Annotated in this window: 19 protein-coding genes; 5 read left to right on the forward strand and 14 right to left on the reverse strand. The window is 67.7% G+C overall.

Features of this window, described 5'->3' with window-relative positions:
* Positions 1–121: 121 nt before the first annotated feature.
* Positions 122–1,675, forward strand: a complete 1,554-nt coding sequence (ahpF, locus tag LWH48_RS16645; RefSeq protein WP_232913447.1) for an alkyl hydroperoxide reductase subunit F — start codon at positions 122–124, stop codon at positions 1,673–1,675.
* Between the two features lie 119 nt (positions 1,676–1,794).
* Here the strand turns inward: ahpF and LWH48_RS16650 are convergent, their stop codons facing one another.
* From LWH48_RS16650 to LWH48_RS16700, 11 genes are all read right to left on the reverse strand, one after another.
* Entirely contained in the window at positions 1,795–2,388 is a 594-nt protein-coding gene (locus LWH48_RS16650; RefSeq protein ID WP_232913448.1) for a peptidylprolyl isomerase, read from the reverse strand.
* A 149-nt stretch (positions 2,389–2,537) separates the two neighbouring features.
* Complete coding sequence (locus tag LWH48_RS16655) at positions 2,538–3,092, reverse strand: hypothetical protein (protein ID WP_232913449.1); 555 nt, start codon at positions 3,090–3,092, stop codon at positions 2,538–2,540.
* 319 nt (positions 3,093–3,411) lie between these two features.
* The gene (locus LWH48_RS16660; protein ID WP_232913450.1) at positions 3,412–3,987 is read right to left on the reverse strand and encodes a nitrous oxide reductase accessory protein NosL; all 576 of its coding nucleotides are present in this window, start codon (positions 3,985–3,987) and stop codon (positions 3,412–3,414) included.
* Positions 3,988–4,027: 40 nt separating this feature from the next.
* Positions 4,028–4,852: an ABC transporter permease gene (locus LWH48_RS16665; RefSeq protein ID WP_161431859.1), complete on the reverse strand. Its 825-nt coding sequence runs from the start codon at positions 4,850–4,852 to the stop codon at positions 4,028–4,030.
* Positions 4,849–5,793 (reverse strand): ABC transporter ATP-binding protein, encoded by a 945-nt coding sequence (locus tag LWH48_RS16670; protein ID WP_232913451.1) that lies wholly within the window; start codon positions 5,791–5,793, stop codon positions 4,849–4,851. The genes LWH48_RS16665 and LWH48_RS16670 overlap by 4 nt, the downstream gene beginning before the upstream one ends.
* Positions 5,790–7,151: a nitrous oxide reductase family maturation protein NosD gene (locus LWH48_RS16675; protein WP_232913452.1), complete on the reverse strand. Its 1,362-nt coding sequence runs from the start codon at positions 7,149–7,151 to the stop codon at positions 5,790–5,792. Before LWH48_RS16675 ends, LWH48_RS16670 begins: the two co-directional genes overlap by 4 nt.
* A gap of 56 nt (positions 7,152–7,207) precedes the next feature.
* The gene (gene nosZ, locus LWH48_RS16680) at positions 7,208–9,100 is read right to left on the reverse strand and encodes a TAT-dependent nitrous-oxide reductase (RefSeq protein ID WP_232913453.1); all 1,893 of its coding nucleotides are present in this window, start codon (positions 9,098–9,100) and stop codon (positions 7,208–7,210) included.
* A 3-nt stretch (positions 9,101–9,103) separates the two neighbouring features.
* Entirely contained in the window at positions 9,104–11,233 is a 2,130-nt protein-coding gene (gene nosR, locus LWH48_RS16685; protein WP_232913454.1) for a transcriptional regulator NosR, read from the reverse strand.
* 113 nt (positions 11,234–11,346) lie between these two features.
* Positions 11,347–11,661 carry a c-type cytochrome gene (locus tag LWH48_RS16690; protein ID WP_232913455.1) on the reverse strand — a complete coding sequence of 105 codons (315 nt, stop codon included), beginning with the start codon at positions 11,659–11,661 and terminating at the stop codon, positions 11,347–11,349.
* A 241-nt stretch (positions 11,662–11,902) separates the two neighbouring features.
* Positions 11,903–12,355 (reverse strand): Rrf2 family transcriptional regulator, encoded by a 453-nt coding sequence (locus tag LWH48_RS16695; protein ID WP_232913456.1) that lies wholly within the window; start codon positions 12,353–12,355, stop codon positions 11,903–11,905.
* 36 nt (positions 12,356–12,391) lie between these two features.
* Positions 12,392–12,805, reverse strand: a complete 414-nt coding sequence (locus LWH48_RS16700; RefSeq protein ID WP_232913457.1) for a YbaN family protein — start codon at positions 12,803–12,805, stop codon at positions 12,392–12,394.
* A gap of 88 nt (positions 12,806–12,893) precedes the next feature.
* Between LWH48_RS16700 and LWH48_RS16705 the strand changes: the two genes are divergently transcribed.
* On the forward strand, positions 12,894–13,829 hold the full coding sequence (locus LWH48_RS16705; RefSeq protein WP_232913458.1) for an NnrS family protein: 936 nt from the start codon (positions 12,894–12,896) through the stop codon (positions 13,827–13,829).
* Positions 13,830–13,942: 113 nt separating this feature from the next.
* Positions 13,943–15,328, forward strand: coding sequence for an oxygen-independent coproporphyrinogen III oxidase (gene hemN, locus LWH48_RS16710; protein WP_232913459.1), 1,386 nt, complete (start codon positions 13,943–13,945; stop codon positions 15,326–15,328).
* Positions 15,329–15,516: 188 nt separating this feature from the next.
* On the opposite strand, the gene LWH48_RS16715 is transcribed toward hemN, so the two are convergent.
* A complete protein-coding gene (locus tag LWH48_RS16715; protein ID WP_232913460.1) occupies positions 15,517–16,434 on the reverse strand; it encodes an AEC family transporter in 918 nt (305 codons plus the stop codon).
* Positions 16,435–16,541: 107 nt separating this feature from the next.
* Between LWH48_RS16715 and LWH48_RS16720 the strand changes: the two genes are divergently transcribed.
* Both LWH48_RS16720 and LWH48_RS16725 read left to right on the forward strand, forming a co-directional pair.
* The gene (locus LWH48_RS16720) at positions 16,542–17,054 is read left to right on the forward strand and encodes a hypothetical protein (RefSeq protein WP_232913461.1); all 513 of its coding nucleotides are present in this window, start codon (positions 16,542–16,544) and stop codon (positions 17,052–17,054) included.
* Entirely contained in the window at positions 17,051–17,641 is a 591-nt protein-coding gene (locus LWH48_RS16725; protein ID WP_232913462.1) for an SCO family protein, read from the forward strand. The genes LWH48_RS16720 and LWH48_RS16725 overlap by 4 nt, the downstream gene beginning before the upstream one ends.
* 26 nt (positions 17,642–17,667) lie before the next feature.
* On the opposite strand, the gene LWH48_RS16730 is transcribed toward LWH48_RS16725, so the two are convergent.
* Both LWH48_RS16730 and LWH48_RS16735 read right to left on the reverse strand, forming a co-directional pair.
* Positions 17,668–18,570, reverse strand: a complete 903-nt coding sequence (locus tag LWH48_RS16730; RefSeq protein WP_442908325.1) for a poly(3-hydroxybutyrate) depolymerase — start codon at positions 18,568–18,570, stop codon at positions 17,668–17,670.
* A gap of 166 nt (positions 18,571–18,736) precedes the next feature.
* Entirely contained in the window at positions 18,737–19,456 is a 720-nt protein-coding gene (locus tag LWH48_RS16735) for an FKBP-type peptidyl-prolyl cis-trans isomerase (RefSeq protein WP_161431845.1), read from the reverse strand.
* Between the last annotated feature and the right edge of the window lie 306 nt (positions 19,457–19,762).

Below are 19,762 nucleotides of genomic sequence, written 5' to 3' on the forward strand. Positions count from 1 at the left end.
CCGGGCACCTTCCCCCGCCCGGGGCCCCTATTCCGACTCACGAGCCCCTCCCGCGCTGCCTGACCGGCAGGGCGCGGCTGCCTCGTGATACCGACCCCCGAACATGAAGGAACACGCTGTCATGTTGGACGACAATCTGAAAACTCAGCTCAAGGCCTACCTGGCCAAGGTCACCCAGCCCTTCGAGATCGTTGCGTCCCTCGATGACGGCGCCAAGTCGAAGGAACTGCACGGCCTGCTGACCGATATCGTCGGCCTGACCGACAAGATCACCCTCAAGCTCGATGGCCAGGATGCGCGCCGCCCCTCCTTCGCGATCAACCGTCCCGGCGAGGAGACCGGCGTGGTGTTCGCCGGCCTGCCCATGGGCCATGAGTTCACCTCCCTGGTGCTGGCGCTGCTGCAGGTGGGTGGCCATCCGCCCAAGGCCTCCGATGAGGTGATCGAGCAGATCAAGGGCCTCGAGGGTGAACTCCACTTCGAGACCTACTTCTCGCTCTCCTGCCAGAACTGCCCGGACGTGGTCCAGGCACTCAACCTGATGGCGATCCTCAACCCCGAAGTCCACCACGTCGCCATCGATGGCGCGCTGTTCAAGGACGAGGTGGAGGAGCGCCAGGTGATGTCGGTGCCCAGCATCTACCTCAACGGCGAGCCCTTCGACCAGGGCCGCATGAGCCTGGAGCAGATCCTGGCAAAGGTGGATACCGGCGCCGCCGAGCGCGAGGCCGCCAAGCTCGGTGAGAAGCCGACCTTCGACACCCTGATGATCGGTGGTGGTCCCGCCGGCGCCGCGGCGGCGGTCTATGCCGCACGCAAGGGCATCCGCACGGGCGTTGCCGCCGAGCGCTTCGGCGGCCAGGTACTCGACACCATGGCCATCGAGAACCTCATCTCCGTGCCCCACACCGAAGGTCCCAAGCTGGCCGCGGCGCTGGAGGAGCACGTCAAGGAGTACGAGGTCGACATCATGAACCTGCAGCGGGCGGTCAAGCTGCTGCCCGGCCGTCCCGGCGAGGAGCATGAGGTGCAGTTCGAGTCCGGCGCCAGCCTCAAGGCGAAGACCCTGGTGCTGGCTACCGGCGCCCGCTGGCGCGAGATGGGCGTGCCCGGCGAGGCCGACTACCGCAACAAGGGCGTGGCCTACTGCCCCCACTGCGATGGTCCGCTGTTCAAGGGCAAGCACGTGGCGGTGATTGGCGGCGGCAACTCCGGCGTCGAGGCGGCCATCGACCTGGCCGGCATCGTCGGCCATGTGACCCTGATCGAGTTCATGGACGAGATGCGCGCCGATGCCGTGCTGCAGAAGAAGTTGCGCAGCCTGCCCAATGTCGACATCGTCCTCGGCGCCCGCACCACCGAGGTGAACGGCGACGGCAAGCGCGTCACCGGCCTCACCTATGAGGAGCGCGCCAGCGGCGAGATCCGCCAGATCGACCTGCAGGGCGTCTTCGTGCAGATCGGCCTGGTGCCCAACACCGAGTGGCTCCAGGAGTCGCCCATCGAGCTCTCCGAGCGCGGCGAGATCGTGGTCGATGCCCGCGGCATGACCAGCGTTCCGGGCATCTTCGCCGCCGGCGACGTGACCACCGTGCCCTACAAGCAGATCGTCATCGCCATGGGCGAGGGCTCCAAGGCCGCCCTGGGCGCCTTCGACCACCTGATCCGCAGCTGAGTCGTATTTGAGTGATCCTGGGGCGCCGAGGCGCCCCGACTGACAGGGCCCCCGCCGGTTTCGCCGGCGGGGGCGCTTGTCGTTCGGGCCGGCTCGGCGCTCGGGCTTGAAGAGCGTGTTCAGTGCGCGGCGCCCAGTACTTCGGCGCGCTCGATCACCACTGCGCTCTCGGGCACGTTCTGCATCGGGCCGCGATTGCCGGTGGGCACGCGCTTGATGGCGTCCACCACCTCCATGCCCTCGACGACCTGGCCGAACACCGCATAGCCCCAGGTCTGGCCCGACTGCTTGCTGACGTGGTCGAGGAAGCCGTTGTCGGCGACGTTGATGAAGAACTGGGCGGTGGCTGAGTGAGGGGCGCCGGTACGCGCCATGGCCAGGGTGCCGCGGCGGTTCTTGAGGCCATTGTCGGCCTCGTTCTGGATCGGCTCGCGGGTGGATTTCTGGTCGAAGTCGGCATCGAAGCCGCCGCCCTGGATCATGAAGTCGTCGATCACCCGGTGGAAGAGGGTGCCGTCGTAGTGGCCGGACTCGGCGTAGGCGAGGAAGTTCTCGACGCTCAGAGGGGCCTGCTCCTCGAACAGCTCGATGCCGATGGCGCCCTCGCTGGTATGCAGCACCACATCGGGTTCGGTGGACTGGGCCCAGGTGGGGCTTGCCAGGGTGGCGATCAGCGGGGTGGCGGTGAGCAGGGCAAGGGCGAGACGTCGCATGGGCAGTCCTTCCGGGCAGGTCAGTGGAGTCAGCGCCCAGCATACGGCGCCGGGCGGCGGCTGTCAGCGCTCGTCGTCCCGGCAGCAGGGTTATCGCAGTAGAAGCACCGCTCAAGGCTTTCCCCGGCGTCTTTCGCTATCACCGCAGGCTAACTGCGATAGCCTTGGTCCCGGCAGGCCGTGCGGGCGCGTGCCATCGCCTCGACGGCACCGTCGAGGGCGAAGACCATGAACCAGGGATCGTCGGGGCCGCGCATCAGGCGCAGCCGCAGCAGCTCGCCCTGGCGCATCTCGTCGAGCAGCAGCGGCTGTTCCGGCAGGTCGAACTGCACATAGAAGCCGCTGTCGCCACGTTCGGTACGAAACTCGGCCTGGCCCGAATGGATGGTCTGCTCGTCGACCCGGAGGTCGGCGGGCACGCGGTTGGCCAGGCGACTCTCGGCCTGGCGTTCGCCGAGGTCGACCCGCATCTCCAGCCAGGGTGCCTCGCAGGCACCGGGGGTGAAGGTGACGCTGAAGTGGGCGTCGGCGTAGGTGTTGCCCTCCAGGGCGCGGTAGAGGCGCTGCTCGCCGAGGTTCAGGGTCATCGACTGCCAGGCGCCGTGGCGCTCGACCTCGGCGACGTTGAACTGTACCGCGGCAACCGGCCAGGCCAGGGCCAGGCCGACCAGGGCGGCAACGAGATGGGGAAGGCGAGCTGGCATCCTGGGCTCCTGGAGGGACGATGCGCCCGAGGCTAGCATGCCGCCCCCCGACGCGCAGCCGGGAGGCTACTGGAAACAGAAGAAAGACCGCTCAAGGCTTCTCCGGCGACAGGGCTTCGAGGGGGCGCTGTGAACCCTTCCGTGGGCGCTACCGATGCCCTGCTTCGCTCTCGCGTCCTGCTACGCTTGCAGGGCCGGTGCTGGCCATCCATGGCCAGCCCGTTCGAAGCAGTGCTTCTCACCCCTGGCATAGGACCCCCTCTTCGCCCTGTCCCCGGCGCCTTTCGCGACCGTCGCATGCCTGACTGCGATAGCCGTGCTACTGGGAATGCTGCATACCTTCCATGTCGTCGCCCATCTCCATGGGCATGCCCCCACCGATATCGCCACCCAGCTCGCCGCGGCCCAGGCGACCCAGCAGGTCGATGTCGATCTCGGCGAAGGTGACCAGCTCCCCGCCATGCTCCTCGCGGAACGCCTCGGCATCGGCCTCGTCGGCGAAGGAGGCCAGGGTGTGGCCCATGGCGCCGCGCTGGTCGTGACCCACCACGTAGATCGCTTCGCTGGCCAGCACGAAGGCCTCGTCGTCGGGGGTGGCCCAGCTGGCGGCGGCCACGTCATGCACATAGGCGTGGGAGACCTGGGTCTCGTTCTCGGGCTGCTTGAGGAAGGCGAACAGGTCCATGGTGGAGCAGAACTTCAGCGGCTCGCTCTGCTTCTCCATGAAGGCCTCGCCCTTGGGCCCGGGGTGCTCGGTGATCAGCATCCCGCAGACGTGGCAGCTGTCGCCCGCCTCGATGGGCTGGGCGGCGGCCAGCGCCTCGGGTTCGGACTCGCCGCAGGCGGCGAGCAGCAGGGCGTACATCAGCAGCAGCGGCAGAAGCAGTTTCTTCATGGGGTCTCTCTACGGGAGTGGCTAGGGAAATCGGAGCGGGTCAGGCGGCGCGGCGTCGGAAGCGCAACAGTGCCAGACCCAGGGGCACCAGGATCCAGGCCACCAGGATGGCGGTGACCATGGCCGGGCGGAAGGCACTGCCCTCGGCGATGGAGGTCAGGCCGGTATAGCTGCGGGCGGCCTCGAAGCCGGTCAGGTTGATCAGCCGGAAGCATTCGGTGGGGTTGAGCAGCAGCAGCCAGGGCAGCCAGTCGCCGCCACGCTCGACGCTGACCAGCAGCGCCAGCAGCCCCAGGTCGAAGACCAGCACGAACAGGAACCACACCACCAGGGCCAGGCCGGCGGCACGCGCCTTCTCGGTGACCCATACGCTGATCAGGTAGGCGAAGGCGATGAATACCCAGCCGAGCAGGATGCTGCTGCCGATCAGCAGGCCCATGCCGGCGGCCAGCTCGGTCAGCGCCACGCCTTCGGCGCCCACGGCGATCACCGCCCCGGCAATGCCGAAGCCCAGCGCCGTGGCGGCGGCCAGGATCAGGCTGTGGCCGAGGAACTTGCCGAGCAGCAGCTGGGTGCGGCTGATGGGGTAGGTGAGCAGCAGCAGCAGGGTGCCCGCCTCCTGCTCGCCGACCACGGCATCGTAGGCCAGCAGCAGGGCGATCAGCGGGATCAGGAATACCGCGAGGGTGGCGAGGCTGACCACGGTGGTGGCCAGGGAGGTGAAGCCCAGGCCGCCGCTGGCGGCGGCACCGAACCAGGCGATGCCCACAGCGAGGAAGGCCAGCACCAGGGCGATGGCCAGCACCCAGCGGTTGCGCAGGCCGTCGCGGAACTCCTTGCCGGCGATGGTCAGGATGGCGTTCATTCGGCGTCTCCTCGTTGCGCGGGCGAGAGTTCGGCGGAGAAGTGGGTGTAGAGATGCTCCAGGGTCGGCGGCAGCAGCTCGATATCCTCGACGCCGGCGGTGTCGGTGAGTCGGCGCAGCACGGCGAGCTTGGCGTCCGGTGGCACCGTCAGCGCTACCTCGTGGGCGTCGAGGGGAGTGACCGTGATACGCGGGTCATCCCAGCCGGCCAGGCGCTGGGCGAGGTCGCCTGCGCCGCCGTGGCCCCGGGCGCGTACGGTGATCGGCAGGGCCGCTTCCTCGCGCAGCTCCGTCAGGCTGCCCAGCGCCAGGCGCTTGCCGCCACCGAGGATCAGCGCACGGTCGATATAGGGTTCCACCCCCGGCAGCACGTGGGAGGAGAGCAGCACCGTGCAGCCGCGCTCGCGCAGGCCGCGCACCGTGTCGTAGAAGTCGCGGGTGGCGGCCGGGTCGAGGCCGGTGGTGGGCTCGTCGAGCAGCAGCAGGCGCGGGTCGCCGAGCAGCGCCTGGGCCAGCCCCAGACGCTGGCGCATGCCCTTGGAGTAGGTCTTCACCCGGCGGTGGGCGGCGTGGCCGAGGCCGACCCGGTCCAGCAGCTCACCCACCTGGCCGCGATCGACCCGCTTCAGGCGGGCGAAGTAGTCGAGTACCTCCCGGCCGCTCAACTGCTCGTAGAAGCTGACATTCTCGGGCAGATAGCCCAGGCGGCGGCGCAGCGTCTCGGCGTGGGCGCCGTCGGGGGCGCCGCCGAGGACCGCCACCTGCCCTTCGCTGGGCGAGAGCAGCCCCAGTATCAGGTGCATGGTGGTGGTCTTGCCGGCACCGTTGTGGCCCAGCAGGGCCAGTACCTCTCCCTCGTCCACCTGCAGGTCGAGGGCGTCGAGGCGCACCAGGCCGCCATCGCGGCGGGTGACGCCCTGGAAATCGATTACCGCGGTCATGCGCTGGCGTCTCCCCTTTCGGGTGTATGGAAGGCGGATCCATTCGAGTCGGATGCATCCAGCTCGGGTTCATTCATCAGCGGGTGGCTGTCCTTGACCCCCTGGGGGCGGAATACCGGGAACTGGCGCTGTACCCAGCGCAGCGCCAGCACCGCGGGGCTGTGCATCAGCAGCCGCGCCACCGGGTAGCGCCACAGCAGACGATCCATGGCATCGTTGGGCTCGTAGGGGGTGTCGCCCACCCCATCGCCATCCAGATCCCAGCCCAGGTAGTCGCTCCAGTAGTTGCCGTGTCCCGCCTCGGACCACTCCTGGGCCCGGGTGGCCACGTACATCACCTGCTGGCGGTTGTCGACGAAGGCGTTGCCCACCAGCTCGTTGTCCTCGGAGCCGGCGGTGAGATGGATGCCGATATCGCTCTCGGTCAGGAGGTTGGCCTCGAAGCGATTGTACTGGGAGTTGTAGACGAACAGCGCCTTGCCATCGGCGCCGCTGACCAGCCCCTTGCCCTGGGCGTCGCGGCGCTGGTGGGCGCGGGTGATCCGGTTGTCGCGCAGCAGGGAGTCGGTGATGTTGTTCATCAGGATGCCGTAGTTGCGATCCCCCTCCGAGCGGTTGCCGACCACCCTGAGGCGCTTGGACTGCATCAGTGCGTAGCCGGTGCGGGTATCCCGGGTGGTGTTCTCCTCCACGCGGTTGTCGTAGGCATACATGTAGTGCACGCCATAGCGCAGTTCCTGCATATGGTTGCCGCGCAGCAGACACTGGCTGCTGGTGTCGATATAGATGCCGTCGCGGGTATGGCGGATATCGTTGCCCTCCACCCGGACGTTGCGTGAGTTGAACAGGTGCACGCCGTTGCCGCGATCCTGGGAGCGCACGGTAGCGTCGCCGCGGATCACGTTGTCGAGCACCTGGACGTCGCTGACGGCGTCGAGCCACAGGCCGAAGCCGGGGCCTTCGAGCCGCGAGTCGCGAATCACGCTGCCGCCGGCGCTCTCCTCGATGAAGATGCCGGCGTCCATGTCGGTGAGGTTGGCGCCCCAGTTCTCGATGGTCACGCCCTCGATCACGATGTCCGGGGCGTCGAGTACCACGGCGTGGCCCTCTCCGCCGCCATCGATCACCGCGCCCGTTGCGCCCGAGAGGGTCAGGGTGCGGTCGATGACCAGCGGCCCGGGGTAGCGGCCCGCGGGAAGCAGCAGGCGGTCGCCGCGCTCGGCGCGCTCGATCAGCGGTTGCAGCGGTTCGCCGGGAGTGGCCGTCAGGTCGGCGGCCAGCAGGCCGCCCGGCAGCCACACGAGCAGCCAGGCGGCAAAAAACAGTCGGGGGACGACGCGGGGCTGTCGTCGGGTCATGCGTCTCTCCAGTAAAGAAGCGGGGCCGGGCATCTGCCCGGCCCCGATGGGTGCTATCAGGCCTTCTCGACCAGCATGCGGCCGGTCATCTCCATGTGCATGGCGTGACAGAACCACTGGCAGTAGTACCAGTGCACCCCGGGCTTGTCGGCAGTGAAGGTGACGCTGGCGGTCTGCTGGGGGCTGATCTCCATGACGGCACCGTGGTTGGTCATGGTGAAGCCGTGGGTGACGTCCTCGACCTGGTCGAGGTTGGTGATCACCACGGTGACCTCGTCGCCCTGCTTGACCTTGAACTCGGTGATCCCGAACTGCGGTGCCACCGAGGTCATGTAGACGCGTACCCGGTTACCGTCACGCACGATCTTGTTGTCGGTCTCCAGGGTGACGCCGTCCTCCTTGGCCATGGCCACGGTCTCGGCGAAGAAGGGGTCATCGCGGTCCCAGACCTTCTTGGGATTGATCTGGTCGGCGCGCACCAGGATGCAGTCGTGGGGCTCGGCGAAGGCGGGGCCGTCGTGGACCAGCTTCATCTCCTCGCCGGAGATATCGATCAGCTGGTCGTTCTCCGGGCGCAGCGGGCCCACCGGCAGGAAGCGGTCCTTGGAGAACTTGGAGAGCACCACCAGCCACTTGCCGTCGGCATCCTTGGTCTCGGTAAGGCTGGCGTGGTTGTGCCCCGGCTGGTAGTGGACATCCAGCTTCTGACGCAGGTAGTTCACCTCCTCACCGTTGTAGGCGCGGATGGCGTCCTCGATGTTCCACTTGGCGATCTGGCTATCGATGAACAGCGTGGTGTAGGCGTTGCCGCGGCCGTCGAAGGTGGTGTGCAGCGGCCCCAGGCCCAGCTCCGGTTCGCCGACCACGGCGTCACGCGGCTCGATGGAATCGTCGAACACCTCGGGCAGCTTGTCGATGGCGATGATCGAGCAGGTCGGGGAGAGCTTGCCGTTGGCGATGAAGTACTTGCCGTCCGGCGAGGTGTTGAGGCCGTGGGGGTTCTTGGGCACCGGGATGTAGCGGGTCAGCTTGGAGCCCTTGCGGCCATCGACCACCGGCACCTCGCTGTCGCCCAGGGTCTTGAACTCGCCGGCTTCCACGGCGGCCTCGATCGCCTCGACGTCGAATACCACCACCCAGTCGCGCTCGGCGCGCATGGTGTCCTGCAGGGTCATGCCCTTCTCGGAGTTGTAGCAGGTCGAGGCCACGAAGCGTCCGGTGTAGTCGGCATCGGTGTTGTCGAGGTTGCCGTCGACGATCACCTGCCAGGCCACCTCCATGCTCTCGGCGTCGATGCCGTTGAACATGGTGTAGTAGCCCTCCGGGTTCTCCATGCCGCGGCCGTCATTGACGATGTCGTCGTCGTGATGGGGGATGGGAAACTCGGCGTTGGCGAACACGTACTTGGTGTGCGGCACCTTCTGCAGGCGCAGGCCGTGGATCGCCTGGACGTTGGGGATGGTGGTGATCTTGTCCGTCTTCATGATGTCGAGACGGATGCGTGCCACCCGGGTGTTGGCCTTGTCGTTGATGAACAGATACTTGCCGTCGTAGCTGCCATCGGTCATGGAGATGTGCGGGTGGTGGGAATCACCGTTGAGGAACTTGACCGAGTCGCCCAGCACTCGCCTGGACTCGTTGGTGATCCCCCAGCCGGTGGCCCCCTCCTGGTTGAACACCGGGATGCGCATCAGCTCGCGCATGGAGGGGATGCCAACCACCCGGACCTCGCCGGACTGGCCGCCGCTCCAGAAGCCGTAGTACTGATCGAGCTCGCCCGGGGCGACCTCGATGCTGCCCTCGGCGGCGCGGGCCTTTTCGCTGCCACCGAGCAGGGTGCCGGCGCCGAAGCCGCCGGCCAGGCCCGCCCCGGCCACGCCGGTCACCGCGCTATTGCGCAGGAAGTGGCGGCGCCCGAGATTCTCGATCGTCTTCTTCTTGTCACTCATGGTTCACTCCTCCTGGTAGGTCGGAATCCGCTGCAGCCGTGCGCTGGCGGGGTCATGGCTCTCGACGCCTCCCTTGCCACGGGAGAGGCGCGACGCCTTCTCGAAGCGCTTGCGCCGCTTGATCATCGGCGGACAGCGTTTGTCGTCGTGGTAGGTGATCTGGCAGTCGAGACAGTAGTGGCACTCGTTGGCATTGATGCGACCATCCGGGTGGATGGCGGCCACTTCGCATTCGTTGGCGCAGATCTGGCACGGGGTGCCGCAGTCACCGCGGTGCCGCTTCAGCCAGTCGAACAGGCGCAGGCGGGCGGGGATCGCCAGGCCGGCGCCTAGCGGGCAGACGTAGCGGCAGTAGAACTTGTGGTTGACGGCGGAGATCGCCACCAGCACCAGGGCGTAGAGCAGGAAGCCCCACTCGCGCTGGAAGCGCAGGGTGATGGCGGTCTTGAAGGGCTCCACCTCGGCGTAGCGCTCGGCGGTGCCCAGCGAGTGCAGGGAAACCGCGAACAGCCCCAGCAGGATGATGTACTTCAGCGCCCAGAGCCGCTCGTGGAGACCGAAGGGCGGCTCGTACTGCTTCACGCCGAGCTTGCGGGCAGCCTTGTTGACCAGGTCCTGGAGGGCGCCGAAGGGGCACAGCCAGCCGCAGAACACGCCGCGGCCCCACAGCAGCAGGCTCACCGCCACGAAGGACCAGAGGATGAACATCATCGGGTCGATCAGGAAGGAGCCCCAGCTGAAGTCGGTGATCAGGGCGTTGGTGAAGGTCAGGATATTGACCACCGAGAGCTGGGCCAGGGAGTACCAGCCGATGAACACCAGGGTGTAGACCAGGAAGCCCAGGCGCAGCGGGCGCAGGATGCGCGGATGCTTCACCAGCACGTCCTGGAACAGCATGATGCCGGTGAGCACGATCAGGCCGGCGGCGAGCACGGCGATCTGGAAGGCCTTGTCCTTCCACACCTCGACCCAGATCGGCACCTCCTTGGGCGGCTCGGGACGCTCGATATACGCCTCGGGCACGCTGTAGTCGGCGCTGAAGCGGCTGAACTCGGTGTCCAGGGGGCCGGAGGCGCGGCGCACCAGCAGCTCCAGCTGCCACGGCTGGCCGGGGTCGAAGGCGGCCGCATCGCGAATGATGAAGATATCGCGCTCGTCGAAGGCCGGGGCGCCCTCGATGCCGAGGTTGCCCAGGCGGATATGGTCGCGGTCGTGGAAGCTCACGGTGTTGCCGTTCTGGGAGAGCTCGATGCGATCGAAGATGCCCCCGCGCACGTAGCCGGAGCCCTTGAAGGAGTAGTCGCCGCGTCCCATCACCGCGATGGCATGCTCGCCCTCGTCGAGCCGCTCCATCAGCTGCTCGTAGCCGGTGTCGCCGAGCAGGTTGCGCCCGGCGGTGGGCGGGTTCAGGTAGGTGTAGAAGAGCTCGATGAAGGTGCGCTCCGCCGGCTGCGGCGTATGCATGTAATCCTCGGCCGGGGTGCCCACGAAGGAGTCGTCCACCTCGCCATGGGTCAGGTGCAGGCGGCGGATGGTGCCGTCGCCGGTGAGCGTCGACCAGTCCGCCGCCTCGAAGACATCCTCGCGCACCGTTGCCGCCGGGGCGGCGGAGGGGTCGGCGATCAGCCCCTGCTCGGCGGCGACCAGGCGGGCGGCGCGCATCACGGTGTCGCTGACCACGATGACGGTCACGGTGGCACCGGAGATGGCGTCGAGGTTCCCACCTACCTTCATGCGGTCGTTGACGTGGGCGCCGACGTGGTCGTCGGCGAAATCCTCGAGCTTCTGCTCGGGAATGCCCACCAGCATGATGGGCTCCTCGTGGCTGATCACGTCGGCCTGGACGATATTCCCCTCGAGGTCGAAGGCCACCAGCATGTTGACCGGCTTGCCGGAGTAGGCGGGAATCGGCGCCATCTCGACGCTCTCGAAGGCGTAACCGAGCGTCTCGTTACCGGCCATGACCCGGCTGACCGGCCACTGGGAGTCGGCAGGCTCCAGGCGGTCCGCCGCGGGGAAGCCTTCGCGCACCTGCGCCAGCTCCATGGCGTGCAGCGGCAGGGAAACCAGCAGGAAAATAAGCGTCAGCAGCAGGCCGACAAATCCGGCCGGCCGAAGGGATGATTCGGGCATGGGGAGGTCCTTGGGGGCCGTGAGCCTAGGCGGCACGGGCGGCATCCCGGCCGCCACCCATATGCAGCAGGGCCGGCGCTGTGCCGGCCCGGGCCGTCATTACTGACTGGCGGTCATTCCTGGCTTGAATAGTAGGCGGCAATGTCGGCGATATCCTCATCGGAGAGGCCCTGGGCCATGGGCGTCATCAGCATGGCGTTGCCACCCTGGCGCTGGCTGTCGCGATAGGCCTTGAGGGCGCCCTCCAGATAGGTGGCGGACTGGCCGTTGAGGTTCGGGTAGATGGGGGCCAGGCCCTTGCCGTCGGTGCCGTGGCAGGCCACGCAGGTGCCGATCTTGTCCGCACCGGCCTCGGCGTCACCCGCGGCCTGGGCATCCATGGCCAGGAGGGCGCCACCCAGCATGGCGGCTGCGAGAATCAGTTTCATAAGGAACCTCCGGAATGCATCTTAAATTGCCTAGAAAAGCCCGGTTGCGACAATCGACCTCACCGGGCAGCTGTTGCCATCATGCCAGGCAACGTGCATGCGCGGCTTGACGTGGGTCATCTACAGCCTAGACACATGTGCCCAAAAGGCAATAGCAAAGCCTAATAGAGCACAGCGGCCGCGCCGGGGAGGGGATTGTGCGGCGAGCGCAAGTCGGGGTAATTCAAGAGCATACGCGGGGTCAGGCGGCGGGCGGAGTCTCGTCCAGCTGCAGCAGTTGGATCAGCGGCTGGCGTCGTGCGCCCAGCAGATCCTCCAGGGTGTAGCCGTCGAGCACCGCGAGGAAGGCCTCGAGTGCCTCCTTCAGGATATGCTTGAGCCGGCAGGCCGGGGTGATAACGCACTCGTTGCCGTCGCCGAAGCACTCCACCAGGGCCAGGTCACGCTCGGTGCGACGTATCAGTTCGCCGAGCACGATGGTGTCCGGTTCGCGCCGCAGCAGCAGGCCGCCGTTCTTGCCGCGGATGGAGGTGATATAGCCGTGGTGGCTGAGGTCCTGGACCACCTTCATCAGGTGGTTGCGCGAGATGTCGAAACGTTCGGCGATCTCGGTGATGGTGGAGCGACGCTCGCCCTTGACCGCCAGGTAGAGCAGCACACGCAGCGAGTAGTCGGTAAAGCGAGTCAGGTGCATGGGTAAAAGCGTCGCCTCTTGGTGTCGTGGAGCGGATCAGCGCCGGGCCCAGCTGTGGGGCGCCTCGCTGACATGCCGGACGGTATCGCTGGGGCGGCTCAGCACATAGCCCGCCACCCCGATAAACAGAATGGCCGTGGCCACCAGCCCCAGGGAGGGCACGCCACTGGCCCACAGCATCGCCCAGCTAGCCGCCAGCAGCAGCGGTGCCAGCACCTTGGCGCGTCGCGGTATGGCACGTTCTTCGCGCCAGGCCTGCAGGGAGGGGCTGAAGCGTGGATGGTCATGCAGCCAGCGCGCCAGCCGCGGTGACCCCTTGGGGGCCGACCAGGCCGCCAGCAGCAGGAAGGGGGTGGTCGGCAGCAGTGGCAGCACCATGCCGGCAGCACCGAGCCCGATGCAGCCATAGGTAAGCCCGCACCAGGCGAGCCGCGAGGCGGATCCTGACATGTGGTGACCTCCCGTGCTCGAGGGCGTAGACTGTTAAGTAGCAATTTATATGCATCTTAGCACTGCGGGGAAGGTGGGAGTTTGCGCCATGTCAACGAAAGCCGACATCTCTCGCCCCACGCTGCCGGCCTGGCGGCTGTTCTTTCCCCTGGCGGCGCTGCATGCCGCGATTACGGTGCCGCTGACGCTGGCCGTATTCTATCACGGCCTGCCTCTGGGGCTCATCGCTTCCCCTGCGGCACACGGTCGCGAACTGCTGTTCGGTTTCGCCTTGGCGGTGATCGCCGGCTATCTGCTGGGGCCGTTGTCGCGCCGCTGGCTGCTGGGGCTGGCGGCGCCGTGGCTGGTTGCCCGGATCGGCGGGCTGGTCGGTCCCGAGGCGCTCCCCGTGCTGCTGGCCGATGCCCTGTTCGCCGCGCTGCTCGCCTGGCGGCTGGTGCCGCGCTTCCAGGCTGCCAAGAAGTGGCGCAATCGGATGCTGTCGCCGTTGCTGGGCCTGCTCTGCCTGCTCGCCATTGCCAGCCTGGCCGGGCGCCTGGTGCAGCACGGCATGCTGGCTCCCGCACTGATGCGCCACGCCGTGCTCTGGCTGGTGCTGTGGCGGCTCTGGCGCTGGCGCCCCTGGGCCTGTCGGCAGCGCCCCGACCTGCTCGGCCTGATGCTGGGCTATGCCTGGCTGGGGGTCGGGCTGCTGCTGGCGGCGCGTGTCCTGTGGCTGGGCCAGCCGCTGGGCGGCGTGCTTCACGCCTTCACCGTGGGGGCACTGGGCACCCTGGCCAGCGGCATCATGCTGCGCCAGGCCATTCTCAGGGCCAAGGGGCGGCCCGAGCGTGAGTCGCTGCTGTTGCCGCTGGCACTGCTCTTCACCGTGGCCGCCGTGCTGCGCCTGGTGGCCTTTCCGGCCGGCGCCGCCTGGCTGCCCCTGCTGTGGGCTTCCGCACTGGCCTGGAGCCTGGCCTGGCTGCTCACCGCCTGGCGGCTGCTTGGCTGGTCACGACGCGTGCCGAGTCGCACGAGGATTTGACCGGCGTCAACTACCACCACAAGGGTACCGACGCGCCGGCCCCAGGCTGGCATACTGCCCAGCATTCGGCAGCGCCGCGGCGCTGCCAGAGCTTTCAACGAGGCCGTTTGATCATGCAAGACCATCTGCTCTTCAATCGCCCGCTGGTCGAGAAGTACGACCGCCCCGGGCCGCGCTACACCTCCTATCCCACGGCGCCCCAGTTCCATGCGGCCTTCGCCGAGGATGACTACCGTGCGGCGGCCGAGCGCAGCAACCGCGCCGAGACGCCCAAGCCGCTGTCGGTCTATGTGCACATCCCCTTCTGCAAGAGCCTCTGCTACTACTGCGCCTGCAACAAGATCATTACCCACAATACCGAACGTGCCGCGGAGTACCTGGCCTGGCTCCAGCAGGAGGTCCGCGTGCAGGGGGCGCTGTTCGACGAGACCCGGCGCATGACCCAGCTGCACCTGGGGGGCGGTACCCCGACCTACCTGAGCAATGCCCAGCTCGGCGAGCTGATGGCGAGCCTCGATGACGCCTTCCACTTCGCTCCGCCCGAGGAGCGCGAGTTCTCTCTGGAGGTGGACCCGCGCACCGTGACCCCCGAGCAGATCCATGAGCTGCATGCGCTGGGCTTCAACCGCCTGAGCTTCGGGGTGCAGGACTTCGACCCCGACGTGCAGAAGGCGGTCAACCGCGTGCAGAGCGAGGAGGATGTCATCTCCCTCGTCCACGCTGCTCGCGACGCGGGCTTCGAGTCGGTGAGCGTCGATCTCATCTACGGCCTGCCGCTGCAGACGGTGGCCAGCTTCGATACCACCCTGGACAAGATCATCGCCTTGCGCCCGGACCGCATCGCCACCTACAGCTATGCCCACCTGCCGGAGCTGTTCAAGGCCCAGCGCCTGATCCGCCCCGAGGACATGCCGCCCCCCGAGCGCAAGCTGGAACTGCTGGAGCTGACCATTCGTCGCCTCACCGAGGCCGGCTACGTGTATATCGGCATGGACCACTTCGCCCTGCCCGAGGACGAGCTGACCCTGGCCCGCGAGAATGGCACCCTGCAGCGCAACTTCCAGGGCTACTCCACCCATGCCGACTGCGACATGATCGGCCTGGGCATCACCTCCATCGGCAAGGTAGGCGACACCTACAGCCAGAACGTCAAGGAGACTGCCCAGTACCAGCATCGCCTGCAGGAGGGGCGTCTGGGGGTGTTCCGCGGCTACCGGCTCAGCGACGACGATCGCCTGCGTCGCGACGTGATCAACGCCCTGATGTGCCATAACCGCATCGACTTCGCCGTCATCGAGGCCGAGCATGGCATCGTCTTCCGCGACTACTTCGCCGACGCTCTGGAGGAGCTTCAGGAGATGGCCGACGACGGCCTGCTGGCGATCCGCGATGCCGAGATCGAGGTGCTGCCCGCCGGTCGGCTGATGATGCGCAACGCCGCCATGGCCTTCGACGCCTACCTGGCCCACAGCAAGGGGCGCTATTCGCGCACGGTATAGAACAAAAAAGGCCACCCTCGGTGAGGGTGGCGCAAGACCGTGACTAGCAATGAGGAGGGAGAAACCAGGCCAGGAGACTGGCGGGCCCTGGCCGGTGACGGCGCCTCATCAACGCCGACAACTGAAGGGTAATCGTTCTCGTTTGACTCGTCAACACAAATGCGAGCGCTTTTTATTTGCAGCGCGAATCAGGCGCCTGCCAGGCGTAGCCACAGCGGCAGGGTTGCCATGGCCAGCAGGGTCTGGCCGGTGATCAGCGCCGCCATCATCTCGGCGTCGCCGCCCAGCTGGCGGGCCAGGATATAAGCCGAGGTGGCGGTGGGCAGGGCGGCAAACAGCAGCACCACGTCGCGGCTCACCGGATCGAGACCCAGCAGCAGCGCCAGGGCCAGGGCCAGGGCCGGCATCAGCCCCAGCTTCACCAGATGGCTGGCCCAGATGCCGCGATCGCGGCGCACCAGGGCCGCGGGGCGCAGCGCCACGCCCACCGCCACCAGGCCCAGGGGCAGGGCGGCACGTCCCAGCAGTTCCACCGTCGCCGCACTCCAGCCCGGCAGGCCGATGCCGCTGACGTTCAGGCCGATACCGACCAGGCAGGCCAGGATCAGCGGGTTGCGGCCCAGGGCGGCCAGGCTCTTGCCCAGGCTGCCGCTGCCCAGCGTTCCCGCGGCGATGAAGCTGGTCACGCAGAGCACGTTGACCACCGGGACCATCAGCGCCACGGCCACCGCGGCCACGGTGGCCCCCGGCGCGCCGTGCAGTGCCGCGGCGCCGGCTACCCCCACGTAGGTGTTGAAACGCAGTGCGCCCTGGAAAGCCGAGGTGAAGGCCGCGGGCTCCATGCCCATCCAGCCGCGCAGCGCCCACAGCAGGGCGGCGAACACCCCCATGGCGCCGAGCAGCGCCACCGCCACCCGGGTCACCGGTACCTGGCTGACGTCGGCGGTGGCCAGGGTCGAGACCAGCATGGCGGGGAACAGCAGGAAGTAGATCAGCCGCTCAAGCCGTGGCCAGAAGTCGCCCCCCGGCAGACGCAGCCAATCCAGCACACAGCCCAGCAGGATCAGCAGGAACAGGGGCCCCAGGGCCCCCGCGATATCCGCCATGTCGGTCTCCTTGGTCTCGTTGCCTGCGACATCGCCCCGCAGTCTGCCACAGACGAATGCTGATAAGCTTGCCGGCATAGCCTCTTACCGTGGGGATCATGTCCTCCATGCCCGACTCTTCCAGCCACGAAGCGATCATTACCCGTCCTCCGCTGCTGCGCCTGCTGGTGCTGTTTACCCTAGGCACGGTGGCCGTGGCGCTGTGGTTCCTGGCCAGTCACCTGCTGCGCGATGCGGGGCAGGTGCACTGGTACCCCGAGGCGCCCGGCTGCGAGCTGAGTGCCGGGCCCTGCCTGGCCGAGCTGGGCAACGAGCGCCGGCTGGCCCTCGACCTCGGCGTGCGTGGCGAGATTCGCGCCCTGCAGCGCCTGCCCCTGGAGGTCGCCCTCGATGGGGTGGATGCCGAACGCGTGGTGGTGGACTTCGTGGGCCGCGACATGGACATGGGGTTGCACCGCTACCCCCTGACCCTGGGTGACGATGGCCGCTACCACGGCGAGGGGCAGATCCCGATCTGTACCGATGTGGTGATGCCGTGGCGGGCGCGTGTCATCGTCGAGACGGCCGATGGTAAGCTGGGCAGCAGGTTCGATTTCGATGTGGAGAGAGACGCGCCATGAAACGCAAGGGAGTCTGGGCCGGTGTTGTCCTGATCGTGCTGCTGCTGGCGGTGGGTGGCGTCGGCTGGTACCAGCAGCAGCTGGCCTCCGGGGGGGATGGCGGCCCGGTTGGAGGGCCGGTGGAGCTCCCCTCGACCCAGGGTGACTTCTCGCTGACCCAGCTCGAGGAGGACCAGCTGGCGGTGCTCTTCTTCGGCTATACCTACTGCCCCGACGTCTGCCCGATGAGTCTGGCGGTGGTGCGTCAGGCGCTGGCCGAGCTCGAGCCCGCCCAGCGCCAGCGCGTGGTGCCGCTGATGGTCTCGGTGGATCCGGAGCGCGACAGCCTCGAGCGGCTGGAGGAGTATCTGGCCTTCTTCGGCGAGCGCTTCATCGGCGCCACCGGCAGCCAGGCCCAGCTCAAGGAGCTGGCCGAGCGCTACGGCGTAGTGTGGCGCAAGGTCGAGGCGCCGGATTCGGCCATGGGCTACACCATCGACCATAGTTCGTCGCTCTACCTGGTCGATCGTGAGGGGCAGATCCAGCGGCGGGTGCTCTACTCCCCCTCCCACCAGGGACTGCTCGCCGCACTGCACGAGACGCTCTAGGCACCCTTGCCCTCACCACCGGGCGATCAGCGTGGCGAGGGGTCTTCCTGCAGGCGCTCCAGCATCGCCATCAGTGCGCGTGTCTGGCTGCCTTGGCGGCTGTCGTGCAGGGGGTCGAGCTGCCAGGTGCTCTCCGCATAGCCCCACCAGTCCCAGCAGCCTTGGGGGTTGCCCAGGCGGGTCTCGGCCTGGGGATAGAGCACGATGCGCCGGTTCTCCGCCGCCCAGGCGTTGAGCCCGGTGTGGCGCACGAAGGTCTCACCGATCTGCTCGGCGCCCATGCTGCAGCCGTGCAGTGCCAGGCTGACCGCACAGTCACCCGCCTCGCACCCCTCCGGCACGAACAGGTAGCCGGTATCGGCCAGTCCCTTGGCCTCGAAGTCGCCCTGATCGAAGCGCAGCAGCTCACCGTCCAGCCCATCGCTGGCGGGAGGTGCCTGCTCGCCGTGGAGCCAGGCCAGGGCATCGCCGGCGATATCCAGATCGCAGGCCAGCAGGTGGGGGGCACCCCCCTCACGGCAGTCGGCAAGCTCGCCGGCGTCGGACGGGATCACCGCCGCATCCACGGGCCAGCCGTGACCCACTTCCGCGTCCTGGCGTAACTGCAGCTGTGACGGATCGCCGAGCCAGCCCTGGAACTGCTCGGCCAGCGCCGCGCCCAGACGTGGCTCGACCACCGTATCGGCGTCGCCGTGCCAGACATAGACCCTGAGTGCCTCCAGCGCCTCGGCCTCGCCCACCAGTTCGCGCTCGCGGTAGTCGGCCAGGCGCTGCTCCAGCGTCTGCAGGTCGGGCATGCCGCGCCGGGTGGTCATGCACTGGCCCAGCGCCAGCCCCAGCGAGCCCTGGGCACACGACCAGGGGCCGGCGGCCAGCACGCCGAGTCCCGCGAAGCGTTCGGGCCAGGCCACCGCCAGCTGGGTGGCCATATAGCCTCCCGATGAGACGCCGAGCACGCTGGCGCCCGCGCTGCTTGCGCCCAGCGCGGGGAGCCGTTGTGGTGGGGTATCGGCAGGCGGTGAGGTTTCGGCAAGCAGCGCAGTCGAGGGGAGTGCCGCGAGCAGCGCGACGGCTACCCAGGCGCCTCGCTGCGACTTACTCATTGTCCTGGCTGTCGCCGGAGGAGGCTTCCGCGTCGTCGATACCGAGCAACTCGACCTTGAAGGTCAGCGTCTCGTTGGGGCCGATGGGGCCCTGGCCCTGGGCGCCATAGGCCAGCTCGGCGGGGATCACGATCTCCCAGGTGTCGCCCACGCTCATCAGCTGCAGGGCCTCCTGCCAGCCCTCGATCACCTGGTCGACACGAAAGCTGACCGGCTCGCCGCGCTCATAGGAGCTGTCGAAGACGGTGCCGTCGATCAGGGTACCCTCGTAGTGCACCTCGACGCTGTCCTGAGCGCCGGGGGTGGCGCCGTCACCGGATTCCAGTTCGCGGTACTGCAGGCCGGAGTCGGTGGTCTCGACGCCATCGCGTTCGGCGTTCTCGGCCAGGTAGGCCTCGCCCTCGGCGCGGTTGGCCTCGGCGGCGGCTTCGGCCTCCGCCTGGCGAGCGGCGGCGGCCTGCTGCTGGAAATTCATCAGCGCCTCGGCCATCTCCTCGTCGCTCAGCGCGAGATCCTCGCCGGCGAAGACATCCTGGATCGCCTGGGTGAAGGCGTCGACATCGAGGTCCTCGACGTCCTGCTGGATGCTCTGGCCCAGGGTCACGCCCAGGCTGTAGCCGAGTTTCTCGTCGTCACTTTCCATGGCGCCGAATGCCAGGGGGGCGGCACCCAGCAGGGCGGCGAGAGAGGCGGTGGTCAGCAGTCGTTTCATGGAAGTCCCTTGTGGTTCCGGCGCCGTCGGGCGCCTGGGTGAATGCGAACCTTGGGACTCTAACAGGGCCGGCCCGGTTCCGCAGTAGCGCGAAACCGGGCCGGGGGAGTCGCAGATGGATGGCAACATCGCTCAAGGCTTTTCCGGAGACAGGCCTGCGAGGGGGCGCTGTAAACCCGTCCCTGGGCGTATATGGAGTCCTCCCCGTTTGCAAGCACGAGGCACGATGGTCGGTAGGTACGACTGCACACGTATATCCGGTCTCGTTAATGATGCTCTGATGAGCATCGGACCTTGATGGGCTAT

This window comes from Halomonas sp. G15 (genome assembly GCF_021282295.1).
GTDB lineage: Bacteria > Pseudomonadota > Gammaproteobacteria > Pseudomonadales > Halomonadaceae > Halomonas > Halomonas alimentaria.